This window comes from Nocardia sp. NPDC052001, assembly GCF_040680615.1.
Lineage (GTDB): Bacteria > Actinomycetota > Actinomycetes > Mycobacteriales > Mycobacteriaceae > Nocardia.
In genome coordinates this window covers 265,234-281,950 of sequence record NZ_JBFAXC010000005.1, presented here as the reverse complement: position 1 = coordinate 281,950, position 16,717 = coordinate 265,234, and the positions used below count along the sequence as shown (strand labels likewise).

At 65.9% G+C, this 16,717-nt stretch carries 13 protein-coding genes; 7 read left to right on the top strand and 6 right to left on the bottom strand.

Going from position 1 to position 16,717, the window contains the following annotated elements; all coding sequences use genetic code 11:
- The first annotated feature begins 181 nt into the window (after nt 1-181).
- Nucleotides 182-3,508 (top strand): 3-carboxy-cis,cis-muconate cycloisomerase family FAD/NAD(P)-binding protein, encoded by a 3,327-nt coding sequence (locus AB0L82_RS25335; RefSeq protein ID WP_364641117.1) that lies wholly within the window; start codon nt 182-184, stop codon nt 3,506-3,508.
- A gap of 12 nt (nt 3,509-3,520) precedes the next feature.
- Here AB0L82_RS25335 and AB0L82_RS25330 read toward each other — a convergent pair whose 3' ends face one another.
- Entirely contained in the window at nt 3,521-3,931 is a 411-nt protein-coding gene (locus tag AB0L82_RS25330) for a DUF5997 family protein (RefSeq protein WP_364641114.1), read from the bottom strand.
- An 81-nt stretch (nt 3,932-4,012) separates the two neighbouring features.
- Between AB0L82_RS25330 and AB0L82_RS25325 the strand changes: the two genes are divergently transcribed.
- The 4 genes from AB0L82_RS25325 to AB0L82_RS25310 all read left to right on the top strand — a co-directional run bounded on the left by AB0L82_RS25325 (nt 4,013) and on the right by AB0L82_RS25310 (nt 8,547).
- Nucleotides 4,013-4,963 carry a LysR family transcriptional regulator gene (locus tag AB0L82_RS25325; RefSeq protein ID WP_364641111.1) on the top strand — a complete coding sequence of 317 codons (951 nt, stop codon included), beginning with the start codon at nt 4,013-4,015 and terminating at the stop codon, nt 4,961-4,963.
- Nucleotides 4,964-5,225: 262 nt separating this feature from the next.
- Nucleotides 5,226-5,753 (top strand): EXLDI protein, encoded by a 528-nt coding sequence (locus AB0L82_RS25320; protein WP_364641108.1) that lies wholly within the window; start codon nt 5,226-5,228, stop codon nt 5,751-5,753.
- A 35-nt stretch (nt 5,754-5,788) separates the two neighbouring features.
- The gene (locus tag AB0L82_RS25315) at nt 5,789-7,945 is read left to right on the top strand and encodes an MMPL family transporter (protein ID WP_364641105.1); all 2,157 of its coding nucleotides are present in this window, start codon (nt 5,789-5,791) and stop codon (nt 7,943-7,945) included.
- 191 nt (nt 7,946-8,136) lie between these two features.
- A complete protein-coding gene (locus AB0L82_RS25310) occupies nt 8,137-8,547 on the top strand; it encodes a hypothetical protein (protein WP_364641103.1) in 411 nt (136 codons plus the stop codon).
- A 230-nt stretch (nt 8,548-8,777) separates the two neighbouring features.
- Here the strand turns inward: AB0L82_RS25310 and tnpB are convergent, their stop codons facing one another.
- From tnpB to AB0L82_RS25290, 4 genes are all read right to left on the bottom strand, one after another.
- Nucleotides 8,778-10,034: an IS607 family element RNA-guided endonuclease TnpB gene (gene tnpB / locus AB0L82_RS25305; protein ID WP_364641100.1), complete on the bottom strand. Its 1,257-nt coding sequence runs from the start codon at nt 10,032-10,034 to the stop codon at nt 8,778-8,780.
- A gap of 143 nt (nt 10,035-10,177) precedes the next feature.
- A complete protein-coding gene (locus AB0L82_RS25300; RefSeq protein ID WP_364641097.1) occupies nt 10,178-10,942 on the bottom strand; it encodes a CPBP family intramembrane glutamic endopeptidase in 765 nt (254 codons plus the stop codon).
- A gap of 46 nt (nt 10,943-10,988) precedes the next feature.
- Nucleotides 10,989-11,945, bottom strand: a complete 957-nt coding sequence (locus AB0L82_RS25295; RefSeq protein WP_364641094.1) for an RluA family pseudouridine synthase — start codon at nt 11,943-11,945, stop codon at nt 10,989-10,991.
- Nucleotides 11,946-12,020: 75 nt separating this feature from the next.
- A complete protein-coding gene (locus AB0L82_RS25290) occupies nt 12,021-12,449 on the bottom strand; it encodes a TIGR03667 family PPOX class F420-dependent oxidoreductase (protein ID WP_364641091.1) in 429 nt (142 codons plus the stop codon).
- 137 nt (nt 12,450-12,586) lie between these two features.
- On the opposite strand from AB0L82_RS25290, the gene AB0L82_RS25285 reads away from it, so the two are divergent.
- Both AB0L82_RS25285 and AB0L82_RS25280 read left to right on the top strand, forming a co-directional pair.
- Nucleotides 12,587-14,416, top strand: a complete 1,830-nt coding sequence (locus tag AB0L82_RS25285) for an ABC transporter ATP-binding protein (RefSeq protein ID WP_364641088.1) — start codon at nt 12,587-12,589, stop codon at nt 14,414-14,416.
- A complete protein-coding gene (locus AB0L82_RS25280) occupies nt 14,413-16,143 on the top strand; it encodes an ABC transporter ATP-binding protein (RefSeq protein WP_364641085.1) in 1,731 nt (576 codons plus the stop codon). The genes AB0L82_RS25285 and AB0L82_RS25280 overlap by 4 nt, the downstream gene beginning before the upstream one ends.
- A gap of 86 nt (nt 16,144-16,229) precedes the next feature.
- Here AB0L82_RS25280 and AB0L82_RS25275 read toward each other — a convergent pair whose 3' ends face one another.
- The gene (locus AB0L82_RS25275) at nt 16,230-16,703 is read right to left on the bottom strand and encodes a hypothetical protein (RefSeq protein ID WP_364641082.1); all 474 of its coding nucleotides are present in this window, start codon (nt 16,701-16,703) and stop codon (nt 16,230-16,232) included.
- Nucleotides 16,704-16,717: the final 14 nt, after the last annotated feature.

Below are 16,717 nucleotides of genomic sequence, written 5' to 3'. Positions count from 1 at the left end.
TGCCCGTCGCCGCGGTTTCCGCGCGGTGGCGGGCATTCGGCGTTTCGCAATTGTGCGTTCGGCGTTTCGCGAGCTGAGCCGTATTCCGTACCGCGCGTTCTTGTATGGCGTTTGTCGCATTGCTAGTCTCGGCGACGTGCCCGCTACCGGGTACGGATCCTCGGGCGCGATCGGTGTGTGAATGCTCGACAATGTGGTTCGGGTCGCGATAGTCGGAATGGGACCTCGCGGTCTGAATGTATTCGAACGGATTTGTGCCAATGCTCGACAGCTCGGTAATTGCGCGGGCGTCGAGCTGATCCTGATCGACTCGAAAAGGGTTGGCACGGGCGCGGTCTGGCGGACCGATCAGCCTGCTCAGCTGCTGATGAACACGGTCGCCGAGCAGGTCACCATCTTCACCGATGACACGGTGGAGATGGCCGGGCCGGTGGATAGAGGGCCGAGTTTGTACGAATGGTCCAATTTCCTCGCCAAGATCGGCAATTTCGCCGGATTGCCCTCCGGCGCTTATCGGGAAGCGCTGCGCATCCGCGCCGATACCTATCCGCCACGTTACTTCTACGGCCATTATCTGCGCTGGGCATTCGAGCGCACCCGGGATCGCTATTCCGAATGGGTGCATACGCGCGAAATTGTGGCTACCGCAACCGATTTGTGGGACGGCCCGGGCGGATTGCAGGAACTCGAACTGAGCACCGGCGAACGCATTCGCGGACTGCACGCGGTGGTCCTGGCCCAGGGTCATCTGGGCGAGGAGCCGCCGGAAGAGCCCGGCTCCCTGCATGATTCGGCGCGCACGCTGGGCCTGGGCTATACCGCCCCCGCCAATGCCGCCGATATCGACGTGCACGCCATCCCCGAGCGGGAACCGGTGCTCATTCGCGGCCTCGGCCTCACCTTCTTCGACTATCTGGCGCTGCTCACGGTCGGTCGCGGCGGCTGTTTCAAGGAGTCCGACGCCGGACTGGAGTACGTGGCCTCCGGACATGAGCCGCTGATCATGGCGGGCTGCCGCCGGGGCGTACCGCATCACGCGCGCGGTGAGAATCAGAAGGGTGTGGACGGCCGCTACGCGCCGATCCTGTTGAATCCCGAGCGTATTGCCCGATTGCGCAGTCGCTCACGCAAATTCGGCGATGTGTCGTTCCGGCACGATGTGTGGCCGCTCATCGCCCGCGAGGTCGAATCGGTGTACTACGCGGCGCTGCTGGCCGAGCGGCTGAGTCCGCAACGGCTGGAGGCGTTCCGGGACGCCTATCTGGGCGCGCCCGCCGCCGATTCCGCGGAACTGTTGCAGCGCTTCCACATCGGACAGGACGAGCAGTGGGATTGGTCCACGCTGGTCGATCCCACCGGCGGCCGCAGTTTCGGCGATCCCGCCGAATTCCACGATTGGCTGCTCGGCTATCTGGACGCCGATGTGCGCGCGGCCCGGCTGGGTAATGTGCGCGGTCCGGTGAAGGCGGCCCTGGATGTGCTGCGGGACCTGCGCAATGAGGTCCGGCTGGTGGTCGATCACGGCGGTATCGCCGGATCGTCCTACCGCGATGATCTGGATCGCTGGTACACGCCCATGAACGCCTTCCTGTCCATCGGCCCGCCCGCCAGTCGCATCGCCGAACTGTCCGCGCTGATCCGGGCGGGCGTGGTGCGGGTCATCGGCCCGGGTATGCGACTGCGGGTCGATACCGGGCGGCGGCTGTTCTTCGCGGAGTCCCCGCAGGTGGCTGGCTCACAGGTGCGCGGGCGGCATCTCATCGACGCCTGGATGCCCGCACCGGATCTGCGCCGCACCGCCGATCCGCTGCTGCGTAATCTGCTGGGCCGCAAGGATGTCAGCGGTTTCAGCATGGGTTCACCGGACGGCAGCAGCTACCGCACCGGCGGTCTGGCGCTGGCCCCGAACACCCATCATCTGGTGGACGGTGAGGGCCGAATCCAGCGCCGCCGCTACGCCTTCGGGGTGCCCACCGAATCCGTGCGCTGGGTGACCGCGGCCGGTCCGCGGCCCGGCGTGAATTCGATGACGCTGGCGGACGGCGACGGGATCGCCCGCGAGATCCTCACCACGCACCGCTATGAGCGCTCCGCGAATTCCTCTGAAAGGCAAGGCGATATGGCGATCGAATACGGTCTGCTGTCCCCGGTGGGGGTGGGCGCCCCGGTGGAATCCCTGCTCGGCGACGATGCCTGGATCGAGGCCATGCTGGAGGTGGAGCTGGCGCTCTCGCGGGCGCAGGCGCGCCTGGGCATGGTGCCCGAGGTGGTGCCCGAACATATGGCCCTCGCGGTGCGCGGCCATACGTTCGACGCCCGCGAGATCGCCGAAGCCGCACGGGGAGCGGCGAATCCGGTGGTGTGCTTCGTGGAGCGGCTGCATCGGGCGGTCGCCGATATCGATCCGGTGAGCGCGAACTATGTGCACTACGGGTCGACCAGTCAGGACATTCTCGATACCGCGACCATGTTGATCGCGGCGCGCGTGCTGTCGGTGATGATCGCCGACCTGAACGGCATTCTGGCCGGACTGGCGGAACTTGCGCGGCGGCACCGCAGTACGCCGATCGCCGGTCGCACCCTGGCCATGCAGGCGGTGCCGACCACATTCGGCGCGAAGGTGGCGGTGTGGATGCAGGGCATTCTGGATGCCCGCGAGCGACTGTGCCAGGTGCGCACCGGGCTGCCGGTGCAATTGGGTGGTGCGGCGGGCACTTTGGCGTCGTATATCGAATGCGCGCGCTGCGGTGAATCGGAGCTGTCGGTGGCCACCAGTGGCGAGATCATGGAGAAGTTGAGCGCGGAATTCGCCGCGGAACTCTCGCTCGCGGTGAGCGCGACCCCCTGGCATACGGTGCGCACCCCGATCGCGGATCTGGCGTCGTCACTGGCGCTCACCTCGGGGGTGCTGGGCAAAATGGCGGTGGACGTGATCTCGCAGTCCCGCACCGAGATCGCGGAGGTCTACGAGCCCGCGGCCGAGGGGCGCGGTGAATCCTCCGCCATGCCGCAGAAGCGGAATCCGGTGCTGAGCACCATGATTCGGGCGGCGGCCCTACAGGTCCCGGCGCTGGCCTCGACACTGTTCGGCGCGCTGCTGGCCGAGGATGAGCGCCCCGCGGGTTCCTGGCATGCCGAATGGCAGCCGCTGCGCGAATGTCTGCTGCTGGCGGGCGGCGCGGCGCATACCGCGGTGGAATTGGCCGAGGGGCTGACCGCCGACGCCGATCGGATGACCGCGAATCTGACGCTCACCGAGGGGCAGATCGTGTCCGAACGCCTGTCCATTCGGCTGGGGCCGCTGCTGGGTAAGCCGGTGGCGAAGAAGACGCTGCAATCGGCGTCGTACGAATCGCAGTCCAGCGCACGGCCTTTGGCCGAGGTGCTGGCCGAATCCCCGGATATCGCACTGCATTTGAGCGGACCTGAACTCGATGATCTGCTGCGCCCGGAGAACTATCTCGGCGCGGCCCCCGATCTGGTGGATCGGGTGCTGCGCCGAATGTGAGGTGAGTGCGGACTACCAGTTCTTGCGCGGGCGATTGGTGGCCGCGCGGCGTTCGGCGTCCTTGATCTTGACGCGTTCGGCCTCGGCCTGCACCGCGACGTAGTTCTTGCGCTCGGCGATCAGCCATTCCGGCGGATCGGCGATCAGGGCCGCGATCTGCGCGCTGGTCATGGCGTCCTCGACGCCCGCGCGGCCGAGCCCGGAGTTGGAGATGCCGAGTTTGCGGGCCGTCACATCGCGCGGGAACGGGCCGTCCCGGTGCAGATCCTGCAGCCACTGCGGCGGGTTGGCGCGCAGCTCGTCCAGCTGGGCGCGGGTGAGCGGTGAGTTCCGGAACTCCTCGGGGGTTGCGGGGAGGTAGATGCCGAGTTTGTCGGCCGCGGTCAGCGGCTTCATGGTCTGGGGTTTCTTGTCCGGGCTCACCTGCTCAGGGTATCGGGCGGGGTCGGGGGAACCGGCCGCGCGGTGCGGTTATCCCTGGAGCGGTGCAATAACCTGGGTGGAATGAGCCGGTTCGAGTCGATCGATGTCACGCGTCTGCGCTGGTTCGCCGGGGTTGCGCAGGAGTTGCACTTCGCCCGCGCCGCGCAGGCATTGGGGATTTCCCGGCAGCGGTTGAGTCATACGGTCATCGATCTGGAGGAAGAGCTCGGGACGAAACTGTTCGTCCCGGGGGCGTCGCCGACCCAGCTCACGGCCGAGGGCGAGGAGCTGCTGGCGGCCGCGCTCGAGATTCTCGCCAATGTCGTCGAGCAGGCTCCGGCGACCCCCGATGACGATGCCGAGCGTCTGCGGGTCGGGTTCGTGCCCGGGGTGACGGTCACCAAATGGGAGCGCATCTGGCGGGAGCGGTATCCGGAGATCGTCCTGGAGATGCTGGCCGTGCCCATGCGCGAACAGGAAGCGGCGCTGCGCGAGGGCCGGGTCGATATGGCGTTCGTGCGCCTGCCGATCGATCGCGAGGGTATGAGCGCGATTCCGCTGTATCGCGAGATCGCGGTGGTGGTGGTGCCCAAGGATCATCCGATCTCGGTATTCGAGCAGGTGAGCACGCTCGAGCTGGCCGATGAGCGGATGCAGGACGCCGCCGACCTGGACGAGGCGGCCATGACCCTGGAGTTGGTGGCGGCGGTCAGCGGTGCGGCGATCGTGCCGCATTCCATCGCCCGCCTGCACGCCCGCAAGGATCTGGTCTATCGGACCGTCACCGATGTGCCGCCGACCGAGATCGCGCTGGCCTGGCCCGCCGAGCGCACCACGGATCTGGTGGAGGAGTTCGTGGGCGTGGTGCGCGGGCGTTCGGAGCGCAGTACCCGGTCGCCGTCCGGGCAGGAGAAGAAGCAGCAGCCGAAGGCGCAACCGCGCGCCGGCAAGAAGCCGCCCGCCGGGAAGAAGCCGACCGCGGCGAAACGTGGTGGGGCAGCGCAGAAGCCGGGTAAGCGGCGCGGGCGCTGACCGCTGCTTGTTCCGGCCCGCCTCCCGTCCGGGAGGCGGGCCGTTCCCGTTCTCGGGGAGACCCTGGAGATATATCAGGGTCAATTCAGGGTTGCGCTATACGTATACGTCTACTTATAGTGATTTCAGACGCCGAAGCGGCCGTCTGCCGAGCTCACTCGGCGACCGAAGTTATTGCGGCACAGTGCATCTCATTCCGTGGCAGCGGCTTGTAGATTCATGCCTATATGCGCATTGTCGCACCTGAAATCTGGAGAACGTCATGGACATCGATATGCAGAAACCCGCCGGCGACGAATCGCAGACCGCGCTCATCGCCCAGAACTTCCCCGAGGGCATGAGCCGCATCGAACTGCGCGTCGGCCCCGGCGGCGGGCGCACACAGAGCTTCGTCGGCCGCCTGCTGGCGGAATCGCAGCAGGTCACCAAGGCCGGCACCGAAGTGGTGAAGGTCTATCAGAGCCGCAAGGGCAAGTTCGTGGTGCACCGTCACTACATCGAGTGGGCGGACTTCCAGCAGGCCACCAAGCAGGCGTACCGCAATGCCAAGGACGATTTCGTCGTCGCCCGGCGCAACTCGGATCAGTCCGACTTCACGCCACTCACCAACTGGGCCAAGGAATTTAAGAACTGGCGCGAGATGCTCGGCCTGGGTGAGGATGGCTATGGCGACTTCACCCTGGACATCGTGGAGTCGCTCGAGGAGCTGCGTGATCGCATTCCCGCCAAGGCGTTTCGTATCGCCTCGGATGTAGTGGCGAACCCCGCCTCGCAAGACCTCGATATCTGAATAACGCGGCCGAACCCCGAAAGGACTTCTCCCGCATGTTCTCCCGACTGGGACGCTTCGTCGTCAAACAGCCGTGGCTGGTGATCGGCGCTTGGCTGATCGCTATCGTCGCCATCGCCATGACGGCGCCGAAACTCACGGCCACCACCGAGCAGGCCGACTTCCTGCCCTCGCATTACGAATCCATCCAGGCGATGGACGTGCAGCAGAAGGCTTTTCCCAATAGTGCCGCCCCGTCCGCGCTGATCGTCTTCGAGCGCGCCGACGGCCAACCCCTGAGCGCGACCGATACCGCCACCGTGCAGGCGGCGGCGGCCAAGCTCACCGAGCGGAACATCAAGGACGTCACGGCGATCGCGCCGATGCCCGCCTCGGACAACAAGCTGGTCGATGTCGTCGCGGTGCAGATGACCAAGGTCACCAGCCCGAACGACAAGCGGCAGACCGATGCGGTGAAGGAGATCCGAACCGCGTTGCAGGACACGGTTTCCGGGTCCGATCTGAAGGCCGGTGTCACCGGTCAGGCGGCGCAGACCCTGGATCAGCAGGATTCGGGCAATAAGGCGCTGGCCATTATCGGCATCGCCACCATCGTGCTGATTCTGGTGCTGCTGCTGGTGATCTTCCGCAGCCCGGTGATCGCGCTGTTGCCGATCATCGTGATCGGCGCGATCTCGGTGGCCGTCAACGGTCTGATCGCAATGGTGAGCAAGGCCTTCGATCTCAAGGTCGACAACTCGGTGCAGTCACTGCTGGTCGTGGTGCTGTTCGGTGTCGGCACCGACTACATCCTGTTCCTGATGTTCCGCTATCGGGAACGCCTGCGTGCGGGTGAGGATCCCAAGACGGCCATGGTCAGCGCGGTCACCCGGGTCGGTGAGGCGATCAGTTCGGCCGCGGCCGCGGTGATTATCGCCTTCGGCGCGCTGATGCTGTCGACGCTGGGCATGTTCCGTTCGCTCGGCCCGGCGCTGGCGATCGCGGTCGCGGTGGCGCTGCTCGCGGGTCTGACGCTGGTTCCGGCGATCGTTTCGCTGTTGGGCACCAAGGTGTTCTGGCCTTCGAAGGCGTGGAAGCACGATCCGGATGCGGCGCGGTTCGCTGCGGTCGGTGCGTCGCTGGGTAAGCGGCCCGGGGTGTACGCGTTGGTCTCGGGTGGAATCCTGGTCGCGCTGGGCGTGGTCGCGCTCGGCTTCAATCCGACCTTCGATCTGAGTTCGAGTTCGACCTCGGATACCTCCGAATCCTCGGTCTATAGCAAGGAATTGCTCAAGGGCATGCCCGCGGGCACCACGCAGCCTTCGCAGGTGTACCTGAGCACCGAGGGGGCAGCGCTGACCACGGATCAGTTGAAGAGCTACCGCGAGGCGCTGATCGGTGTCACGGGTGTCGGCCAGGTGTCGGAGCCGAAGCTGTCGGAGAGCAAGTCGATCGCCGAGTATCAGGTGACGCTCAATGACGCACCGGAATCCGACGCGGCGCTGAAGACGGTGCAGGGTCCGCTGCGTGATGCCGCGCATGCGGCCGCACCGGACGGCACCAAGGCGGTGGTCGGCGGTATGACCTCGATCTTCGTCGACTTCAAGGCCGCGATGAACCGTGACTACGCGGTGGTGTTCCCGGTGGCGGCGTTGCTCATCATGCTGGTCCTGGGTCTGTTGCTGCGCAGTCTGGTGGCGCCCTGGTATCTGATCGCGTCGGTGTTCCTCGGGTTCGCCGCCACGCTCGGTGCTGCGGTGCTGGTTTTCCAGCATCTGCAAGGTAATTCGGGTCTGATCTTCACGCTGCCGCTGATCATGTATCTGTTCGTGGTCGCGCTGGGAACGGACTACAACATCCTCATGGTGGCCCGATTGCGGGAGGAGGCCCGCGAGGGTCACAGTCCGCGCAAGGCCGCGGCCGAGGCGTTCAAGCACACGGGTCCGACCATCGCCGCCGCCGGTGCGATCCTGTCGGGCACCTTCGCCTCGATGATGCTGGCGGGCAATACCGCGCTGTCGCAGATGGGCTTCGCGATCTCGGTGGGCATCTTCATCTCGGCGTCGGTGATGGCGATGTACTTCACCCCGTCGGTGACCGCGCTGATCGGCAAGCTGGCGTGGTGGCCGGGTCACGGTGGTGACGCCGATCCGCAGGCGGAGTTCGACAATCGCCAGTGGGCGGAGCCGGTACCGGATTCCGCCAAGCGCTAGCCGCGAATCAGGCTCCAGCACAGCCGGGCTCGTCTCCTTCGGGAGGCGGGCCCGGCTCGCTGTCCAGCACCGATGCGCATCTGACAGAAACACGTTTCAGTTTTTTCCGGAAACCGCCACCGCTCGAACTGGACAACCGATATGGTTCGCCGGACCGCACTCGATGCGGCCTGCACCCGAGGAGTTTCCACATGTCCAAGACCGTGAACAAGCGCATCGCCCAGCGGGCCGGGTTCGGCGTCACCGCACTGGCCGCGGTGGCCTGTTCCGCGGCCCTGACCGCCCCCTACGCGTCGGCCGTCCCCACCGGCCTCTCGGTGAACGCCCGCAATGTCTACGCCGCCTGCACCTACGAGGTCACCGCGACCTACGACCACTGGATCCAGGTCTGGTTCTACGACAATGGCCTGGTCATCGGCGGCAGCCCGATCAACCCCAGCAATGGCAAGGCCACCATCCAGTGGACCCCCAAGGGCGCGGGTACCCACACCCTGTCCACCCTCCAGGGCTCGGTCTGGGAACTCAAGGTCAACGTCCTGCAGCCCACCCTCACCGGCAGCGCCACCTGCGGCGCCGGCCCCCTGGGCTTCCTGGGCTCCTGATCCCGGTTCGGTGCTGGCCCGACCACACCGAACCGTCCCGGGTCGGCCAACTGAAAATCCTCTGTTCCCAAAGTTGGCCGACCCACCCCTTCTGTTGTGTGTGGGGCGCATTCCTCTGTTCCGTTGCGTGAAACATGCTGCTGTAAAGCATGTTTCACGCAGCCACTGCTTACGCCGTGGCAGTCCCCGTCTTAGCTACCACACTGAAATGGTTGTGCGGGGTAGGCGCTTCATCGCCCCTGCCTCTCGCCGAGGCGCGCGAGGTTGACAGCCGCGTTCAGGTCTCGATCGATCACCAGACCGCATATCCCGCAGCGATATTCACGTTCTTTGAGCGGCAGCTTGGTTCTCGCGCCGCATCCGGAGCAAATTTGAGTGGATGGGAACCACCGGTCGGCGATCCGCAGCGTGATGTGATGTCGCTCCGCCTTGTAGCTCAACTGTGTTCGCAACGCCCCGAGCGCGGCATCGCCGACACTGCGATTGAAACCTTTCAAGCAGGCTTTTCGATTTCTGAACATCCCGGCGACATTCAAATCTTCGATCACGATCACATCGTGCTCGGAGGTCAATGTGGAAGTCGCTCGATGCAGCTCGTGCCGACGGATATTCCGCACTCGCGCATGGGCCTTCGTCAGTTGTCTGTGGTTCCGAGTCCATCTTCGTGATGGTCGGCATGACGACTTGTTGACCGGATCCCATCGCCCACATCGGCGAGCGGCTCGTCGTTGCAGGATGCGCAGCCTGCGCAGCGCTGCGTTCAATGGTTTCGGTGCTGCGACACGTAACACCTCGGTTCCATCGGGTGTGGCCGCTACCAGAAGATTCTTGATCCCCAGATCTACGCCAACGACCGGATGCCCATTGCGCCGGGTTGTCGTGGGCTGCTCTTGAACTTCGACGATGGTGTGCAGCGAGCAGAGCCAGCGGCCACCTTCGAACTGGACGGTGGCTGACAGGACTCGCGCTGTTCCACTGTCGAGATGGTGGACAAGCTTTCGGGTTGACTCGTATGTGTGAATCCGGCCGAGCACGGGGAGGGTGATGTGGTGACGATCGCCTTCCACTCGAATGGTGCCGGTGGTGAACCGCACCGATTGTGGTGAGCGGTGCTTGGATTTGTAGTTGGGGAATCCGATCGCGGCCCCGGCTCGGCTGCCACACTTCGACTTCCACCAGGACTCCAGGGCTCGGGACAGCGCGTCGATCCCACTGTTGTAAGCCTCTTTGCTGTTCTCGCGCCACCAGGGCGCATGTATTTCCTTGCGCTGGTTCCATACTTTGCGCAGGGCGGGCAGCGACCAGCCCTGCGCGGGCGTCAGCTCGTCCTCGGGGATGTCATAGGAGCGTTCGGCCGCACGTTGATCCCGGACGGCGATCACGAACTCGAGCATGTGATTGAAGGCGAAGCGTGCCGCCCCGCAGTGTGATTCAAGCGCTCGTATTTGTCTCGACGTCGGGTCCAAGGCGAATCGATAGGCCCGCATCCTGCAGCCGTCCGGGACTGTGAATCGAGCCATTCGTACCCCCGCAGTCGTCTGTGTCATCAGAAAACCAGCGAGAGAATTCAAACATACGTTCGATACGTGTCGAAAGAAAGCTGCTGATGTTGTCGGGTTTGTCCCGCGAGTCAGCGGAGTGTCGTATGCCAGACGAGGGCGGCGGCCAAGGCGCCTGCGCCGTTGACGGACCAGTGCAGGGCGATGGGGGCCAGGAGGCTGCCGCTGCGGCGGCGGAGCCAGGTGAAGACGGCTCCGGCGGCGGCGGTGGCCAGGACGGCCAGGGCGATGCCCATTATCTGGCCGGGGATGCCGGTGCCGAGGAAGCTGGACAGGCCCTTGTTGCCGTTGGTGAGGCCGAGGGATGAGGCCACGTGCCAGAGGCCGAAAAGCATTGAGCCGGCCGCGAATACGCCGCGTGCGCCGTAGGCGCGGTCGAGGGTGCCGTGCAGGACGCCGCGGAAGGCCAGCTCTTCGGGGATGGCCGTTTGCAGGGGGATCACGATCATCGATGCGATCAGTGCGCCGGAGATGGTGGCGTAGCGGTCCGCCAGGAAGAACGGGCGGGTGATGGGGAGTAGGGCTCCGATGGCCACGGCGAGCAGGACCACGCCTACGGCGGCGACCGCCCACAGTGTGCCGCTGCGCCATTGGCGCGGGGACAGGCCCAGTTCGGCCCAGCCCAGGCCGCGGCGGCGGACCATGGCCAGCAACACGATCGCGGCAATCGGGACCGTGATAATGCTGGCCAGGGCGTTGGTGAAGTGGGCTATCAGATTCGTGCAGATCAGAACGGCTACGACGACTGCCACGTCTATGTAGGCGTGCAGGCGGTGGCGGAGGGGCGCGGGTGCCGGGGAGAGCACGGCGATCGCACCGTTATCGTTCTGAGACATCCCGGCCAGTGTACGTAGGGATTCTTAGAATGCACTCGAAAAGTTGTTAAAGCTGATCACCGCCGGGCGTGGGGCCCGCGGCCCAGCCTTCGGGGTCATGCCAAGCCTGCAGCGTGCGGCCGGTTTCGAAGCGGCGCGGCTGCCGGGAAATCGGGTCCGTGAATTCGAGCGCAGCGGCGAGCAATTGCAGTGGCCGGGTGAAGTCTTCGACCGGTTTGTCGGTGAGGTCGGGATAGAAGTCGTCACCCAGGATCGGAATGCCGAGCGAGTTCATGTGCAGCCGTAGTTGATGCGTGCGCCCGGTCTTGGGTCGCAGCCGGTATCGCCCCAGCCCGTCGCGCTGTTCGAGCAGTTCGATATGGGTTTCGGCATTGGGTTCGCCCGGCTCCTCGAATGCCCGCAGCACCTGCCGTTCCTTGATGATCCGGCTGATCACCGTGCGCGGTAGTTCGAGCTCGGGATCGAAGCGCGCGATGGCCTCGTATTCCTTGTGCACGGTCCGTTTGTGGAACATGGTCTGATACGCCCCGCGCACGGCCGGATTCACGATGAAGAGGATGAGTCCCGCGGTGACCCGGTCGAGTCGATGCGCGGGCACCAGATCGGGTAGTTCGAGTTCGCGCCGCAGTCGCACCAGCGCGGTCTGCAGGATGTGCTGTCCGCGCGGAATGGTCGACAGAAAGTGCGGTTTGTCGATAACGAGGATGTTCTCGTCGCGATGCACGATGCCGATCTCGAACGGCACCTCGGTCTCATCGGGCAGATCGCGGTGGAACCACACCGCCCCACCGGGCACATACGCGGCGTCGGGCGCGATGGGCCCGTCCAGATCGACGATCCCGCCTTCGCGCAGCAGTGCGTCGATGCGCGCCGGATCGACGCGGGGTAGCCGTTCCACGAGATGATCGCGAATGGTCGCCCAGTCACCGTCCTCGGGCAGCCGCAGCCGCGCCGGGTCCAACCCGTGCCGCTTGGGTAGCGGCGGCTGCTGCCTGCGTCTCACCGGGTGAACCCTATCGGGCGCGCCGACACGGCCCGCTGGCGCAGGTCAGCGGGTGTGGACGGCATCACGTCCGGATCAGAAGCCGCGCAGCCGGTCCGGGGTGACGCGCACGACGGCGTTGTACTTGTCGTAGAAGGCCTCGGCGGTCATGCCGATATCGACCAGTCCTGTCGCGTATTTCTCTGTGTACGAAGCGATTTCGTCCGGACTTGGCCGCCGGTCGTCGACGCGTGCGGAGCCGGTGAGAATGACGACGTCACCGCCGTCGGAAGTGCTGTTCAGGTGTAGTGCCACACGCGGATTGCGCTCGATATTGCGGACCTTGGCCTGTCCCGGCTCGCTGAAGAGCAGGATTTCGCTGCCGTCCCACTGGAACCAGACGGGATTTGGCTGCGGTGTACCGCTGGGCCCGACGGTGGTCAACCAGATGACGGTGTCGCGCCGCAGGCGTTCGGCGACGTGGGTGCCGTGATCGGTGCTGGTGTCTACGACCGAGGTTGTCATGTTCGCGACAACGCGCGGGTGCGCCGGTCGATTCCGGATGGCACCTGTAATTCGCTCACCAAAGTTAGCCTACCCTATCTTTCTGATGGTTCTTGTGTGAGGATCGGGCCAACCGAACAAAGGGTGAGGGGCAACTGATGACGGTGGAGGTCGCGCCGGACAAGGCGGCGCGGGCACTGGAGAAAACCGAAGCCAAGGCACGCAAACAGCGGGAAGCGCGGGCACGCAAGGAGATTCTGGCCCCGGTCGCGGGCACGCTCTCGCTGGCGAGCCTGATCGTGGCGGTGGCCTCGGTCTGCGCGGTGGTCCCGTTCCTGCTGATCGTCGAGGCCTGCCGCGAACTGCTGCGCACGCAGGTCGACACCGATCGGGTGTGGCGGCTGCTGCTGATCGCGGTGCTGGTGCTGGTGGCGCGGGCGGTATTGCAGGCGGTGGCGCTGACCTGGTCGCATCTGGTGGACGCCGGATATCAGTTGAGCCTGCGCCGTCTGCTGGCGGACAAGCTCACCCGGGTTCCGCTGGGCTGGTTCGGCGATCGCACCTCGGCGGAGGTGAAGAAGTATCTCCAGGACGATGTGGAGGCGCTGCACTATCTGGTCGCGCACGCCCGCCTGGACTTCATCGGCTCGGTGACCATTCCGCTGGTGACGCTGATCTACCTTGCCACCGTGGACATCCGGCTCACCCTGGTGCTGCTGCTGCCGCTGGTGCTCTACGCGCTGTGCATGAAGAAGATGCTCGATGAGCCCGGCCGCGAGCGCATGCTGGTCTACAACGCCGCCGAACAGCGCACCCGGGAGGCGACCGTCGAATTCGTGGACGGTATCCAGGTGGTGCGGGCGTTCGGCCGGACGGGTAAGGCGCACAGCGTATTCCAGGACGCGGTCGATCATCAGACCGACAGCCTGCGCAAATTGAAGATGCCGATCGTCTCGGTGCAGTCGCTCTCGGACGCGGTGGTCTCACCGGTGTTCGTCATGCTGCTGGTGGTGCTCGCGGGCCTGACCGGGGTGGGCGCGGGCTGGGTGCAGCCGCTGGATGTGCTGCCGTTCTTGATGATCGGGCTCGGCCTGGGCAGTTCGCTCATGGGTCTGGGCTATGGCGCGCAGGCATTGCGCACCGCGGGTGACGCGGCGCTGCGCCTGCACGAACTTATGCAGACCCCCGAATTGGCTTCCGGCGCGGATGCTTCCGGCGAGCAGATCGAGGCCCCCGCCGGGCTGGTGCGTTTCGAGGGCGTGAGTTTCGGCTACCGCGATGACCATCAGGTGCTGCGCGGTATCGATCTGGAGCTCGCACCGGGCACGCTGACCGCGCTGGTCGGCCCGAGCGGTTCGGGCAAGTCCACGCTGGCCAAACTGCTACCGCGCTTCTACGACGTGCAAGAAGGCCGAATCAGCATCGGCGGCCGCGATATTCGCGAGTTCACCACCGAAGAGCTGTATCGCACCGTCGGTTTCGTCTTCCAGGATGTGCGCCTTATCCGCGGCAGCGTCCGCGACAATCTGCTGCTGGCCCGCCCGGACGCCGATGACGCGGCGCTGGAGCGCGCGGCCCGCGCAGCGCAGATCCACGATCGGATCAGCACGCTGCCCCGCGGCTACGACTCCGAGATCGGCGTCGACGCCACGCTTTCCGGTGGTGAGGCGCAACGTCTTTCGATCGCTCGCGCACTGCTGGCGGACACCCCGGTGTTGGTGCTGGACGAGGCCACCGCCTTCGCCGATCCGGAATCGGAGGCGGCGGTGCAGGACGCGCTGGCCGCCCTGGTGGCAGGCCGTACCGTGCTGGTGATCGCGCACCGTCTGCACACCATCACGGGTGTGAATCGAATCCTGGTGCTGGAGAACGGCGTTCTGGTCGAGCAGGGCGATCACGAGAGCCTGCGCGCGGCGAACGGCCTCTATCAGCGGCTGTGGGACATCAACGAGGCGGCGCTGGACGTGGTGCTGGAGGGAACACGATGATTCGCAATGTCTTCGCATTGGTGCCGCGCGAGTTCGCCTCGCTGACACCGAGATTGCTGGCCGCCATCGCCGCGCAGGCGCTGTCCCAGGCCGCCGCGTACGTGCTGCTGGTGCCGGTGCTCGAAGCGCTGTTCGACGGCGATACCGCGAGCGCCTGGCGCTGGACCATCGGCCTGGCCATCGCGGTCGCCGGTGTGATCGGCTTCGGTTTCGTCCAGGCGGTGCTCGGCTTGCGAATCGGCGTCGGCATGCAGCAGGGTTTGCAGACCAGGCTCGGTGATCACCTGAATTCGTTGCCGCTGGGCTGGTTCGAGACCCAGCACGCGGGTGCGCTGTCCCGCCTGGTGGTGGAGAACGTGCGCGAGGTGCAGGGCCTGATCGCGTATCTGCTGGCGAAAATGCTGACCGGTGTGATTGTGCCGCTGGGTGTGGCGATCGGCATGCTGTTCGTGGATTGGCGGATCTCGCTGGCCATGCTGCTGGCCGCGCCGGTGCTGTATCTGGTGAATCTGTGGGCGAATCGCTCGTACACCGCCTCGGATGAGCAGTTGCACGAGGCGTCGTCGGAGGCGAACGCGCGGGTGCTGGAATTCGCGCAGGCGCAGCCGGTGCTGCGTTCCTTCGGCGCGGTGGGCGCGGGCAACAAGGCGTTGAACGCGGCGCTGGCGCGCCAGCGCAAGGCCGCTTCGGGTCTGTTGTCCGCGAGTGTGCCGGGTCTGATCGTGTTCGCGCTGTGCGTGCAGGCGGTGTTCCTGGTGCTGGTGTACCTGGTCGTGGGTCAGGTGACCGGCGGCAGTATCTCCGCGGCCGCCGCCATCGCGTTGATCGCGGTGAGCGCCCGTTTCATCGAACCGCTGAATCAGGCCGCGCAGCTGGGTACCGCCCTGCGTTCGGCGGCGTCGGCGGCCGAGCGGGTGACCACGCTGCTGGCCGAACCCGCACTGCCGCAGGCGGATTCAGATCCGGAGCCGGGCGCGCCGAGTGTGGTGTTCGACAATGTGAGCTTCGGCTACCGCACCGGTGCGCAGGTGCTCTCGGAGGTGTCGTTCACCGTCGAGCCCGGCACCACCACCGCGATCGTCGGCCCCAGCGGCGCGGGCAAGTCGACGGTGCTGCGCCTGGCCGCGCGTTTCCACGATGTGGATTCGGGCCGGGTCCTGGTGAGCGGCAATGATGTTCGCGATCAGCCGGCGCTGCTGAGCCGTATCTCCCTGGTGTTCCAGAACGTGTATCTGTTCAATCGTTCGGTGCTGGAGAACATTCGGGCCGGACGCCCGGACGCCACCGATGATCAGGTGCGCGAGGCCGGGCGCGCGGCGCGCGTGGACGAGATCGCCGAACGCCTGCCCGCGGGCTGGGACAGTCCGGTCGGCGAGGGCGGCGCATCCCTGTCCGGCGGTGAGCGTCAGCGTGTTTCGATCGCCCGCGCACTGTTGAAGGATGCTCCCGTGGTGCTGCTCGACGAGGCCACCAGCGCGCTGGATCCGCAGAGCGAGGCCGTGGTGGTGCGCGGCGTGCACGAGCTCACCCGGGACCGCACGGTCATCGTGGTGGCGCATCGCCTGGCCACCATCGCGCACGCGGATCAGATTCTGTTCATGGAGGCGGGCCGCATTGTCGAGCGCGGTACGCATGCCGAACTGCTGACCCTGGACGGCCGCTATGCCGCCTTCTGGAATGAGCGCACCCGGGCGACCGGCTGGCGTCTGGAAGCGGTTCCGGTCTAACGCATCTCACGACTGCCGGGTCGGGAGATGGGAAAACCCCGGGCATTCCAGCGAATGCCCGGGGTTTTCACCTGCCGTGTAACCGATTACAGGTTGCAGGACTGTCCGGCGTAGTACGCCACGGAGCACTCCGACTCGCGGGTGAGCTTCCAGGTGCCGTCGATCTCGCGCCACGCCAGTTCGATGTTCGGGAAGGTGCCGTAGCCGTCGACGGTGACCTGGAGGTTGGCGGTGAGGGTGTCACCGTTCTGGCCGACCGGACCGGCCACGGTCCAGCGCAGGCTCGGGACGGTGTTGATGACGCTGCCGACCTGATCGAGCAGCGGCAGACCGGCCGCGCCCGCCTCGAGCTCGTTGGCGCGCGCCGAGCGGTCCGCGCCCGGGTTCAGGGCCAGCCGCAACTTGGAGTTCAGGTCGCCCAGGCCGGGCTGCGCGGTGCGAACCGGGGAGACGATGGGGGCGGCCTGGGCCGGTGCGACAGTCGCCACGTTGAACCCGGCGATAACGGCGGCGGCCGCGAAAACCGCTGCTCCCAGCTTCTTTCGGGTGGTGCTGATCATGTATTCATCCAATC

Bases quoted from the DNA above. Each gene is read 5' to 3' on its own strand.
- AB0L82_RS25320 (WP_364641108.1), top strand. From the start codon at position 5,226: ATGGACATCGATATGCAGAAACCCGCCGGCGACGAATCGCAGACCGCG.
- AB0L82_RS25285 (WP_364641088.1), top strand. From the start codon at position 12,587: ATGACGGTGGAGGTCGCGCCGGACAAGGCGGCGCGGGCACTGGAGAAA.
- AB0L82_RS25310 (WP_364641103.1), top strand. From the start codon at position 8,137: ATGTCCAAGACCGTGAACAAGCGCATCGCCCAGCGGGCCGGGTTCGGC.
- AB0L82_RS25290 (WP_364641091.1), bottom strand. From the start codon at position 12,449: ATGACAACCTCGGTCGTAGACACCAGCACCGATCACGGCACCCACGTC.
- tnpB (WP_364641100.1), bottom strand. From the start codon at position 10,034: ATGCGGGCCTATCGATTCGCCTTGGACCCGACGTCGAGACAAATACGA.
- AB0L82_RS25280 (WP_364641085.1), top strand. From the start codon at position 14,413: ATGATTCGCAATGTCTTCGCATTGGTGCCGCGCGAGTTCGCCTCGCTG.
- AB0L82_RS25315 (WP_364641105.1), top strand. From the start codon at position 5,789: ATGTTCTCCCGACTGGGACGCTTCGTCGTCAAACAGCCGTGGCTGGTG.
- AB0L82_RS25325 (WP_364641111.1), top strand. From the start codon at position 4,013: ATGAGCCGGTTCGAGTCGATCGATGTCACGCGTCTGCGCTGGTTCGCC.
- AB0L82_RS25275 (WP_364641082.1), bottom strand. From the start codon at position 16,703: ATGATCAGCACCACCCGAAAGAAGCTGGGAGCAGCGGTTTTCGCGGCC.
- AB0L82_RS25300 (WP_364641097.1), bottom strand. From the start codon at position 10,942: ATGTCTCAGAACGATAACGGTGCGATCGCCGTGCTCTCCCCGGCACCC.
- AB0L82_RS25335 (WP_364641117.1), top strand. From the start codon at position 182: ATGCTCGACAATGTGGTTCGGGTCGCGATAGTCGGAATGGGACCTCGC.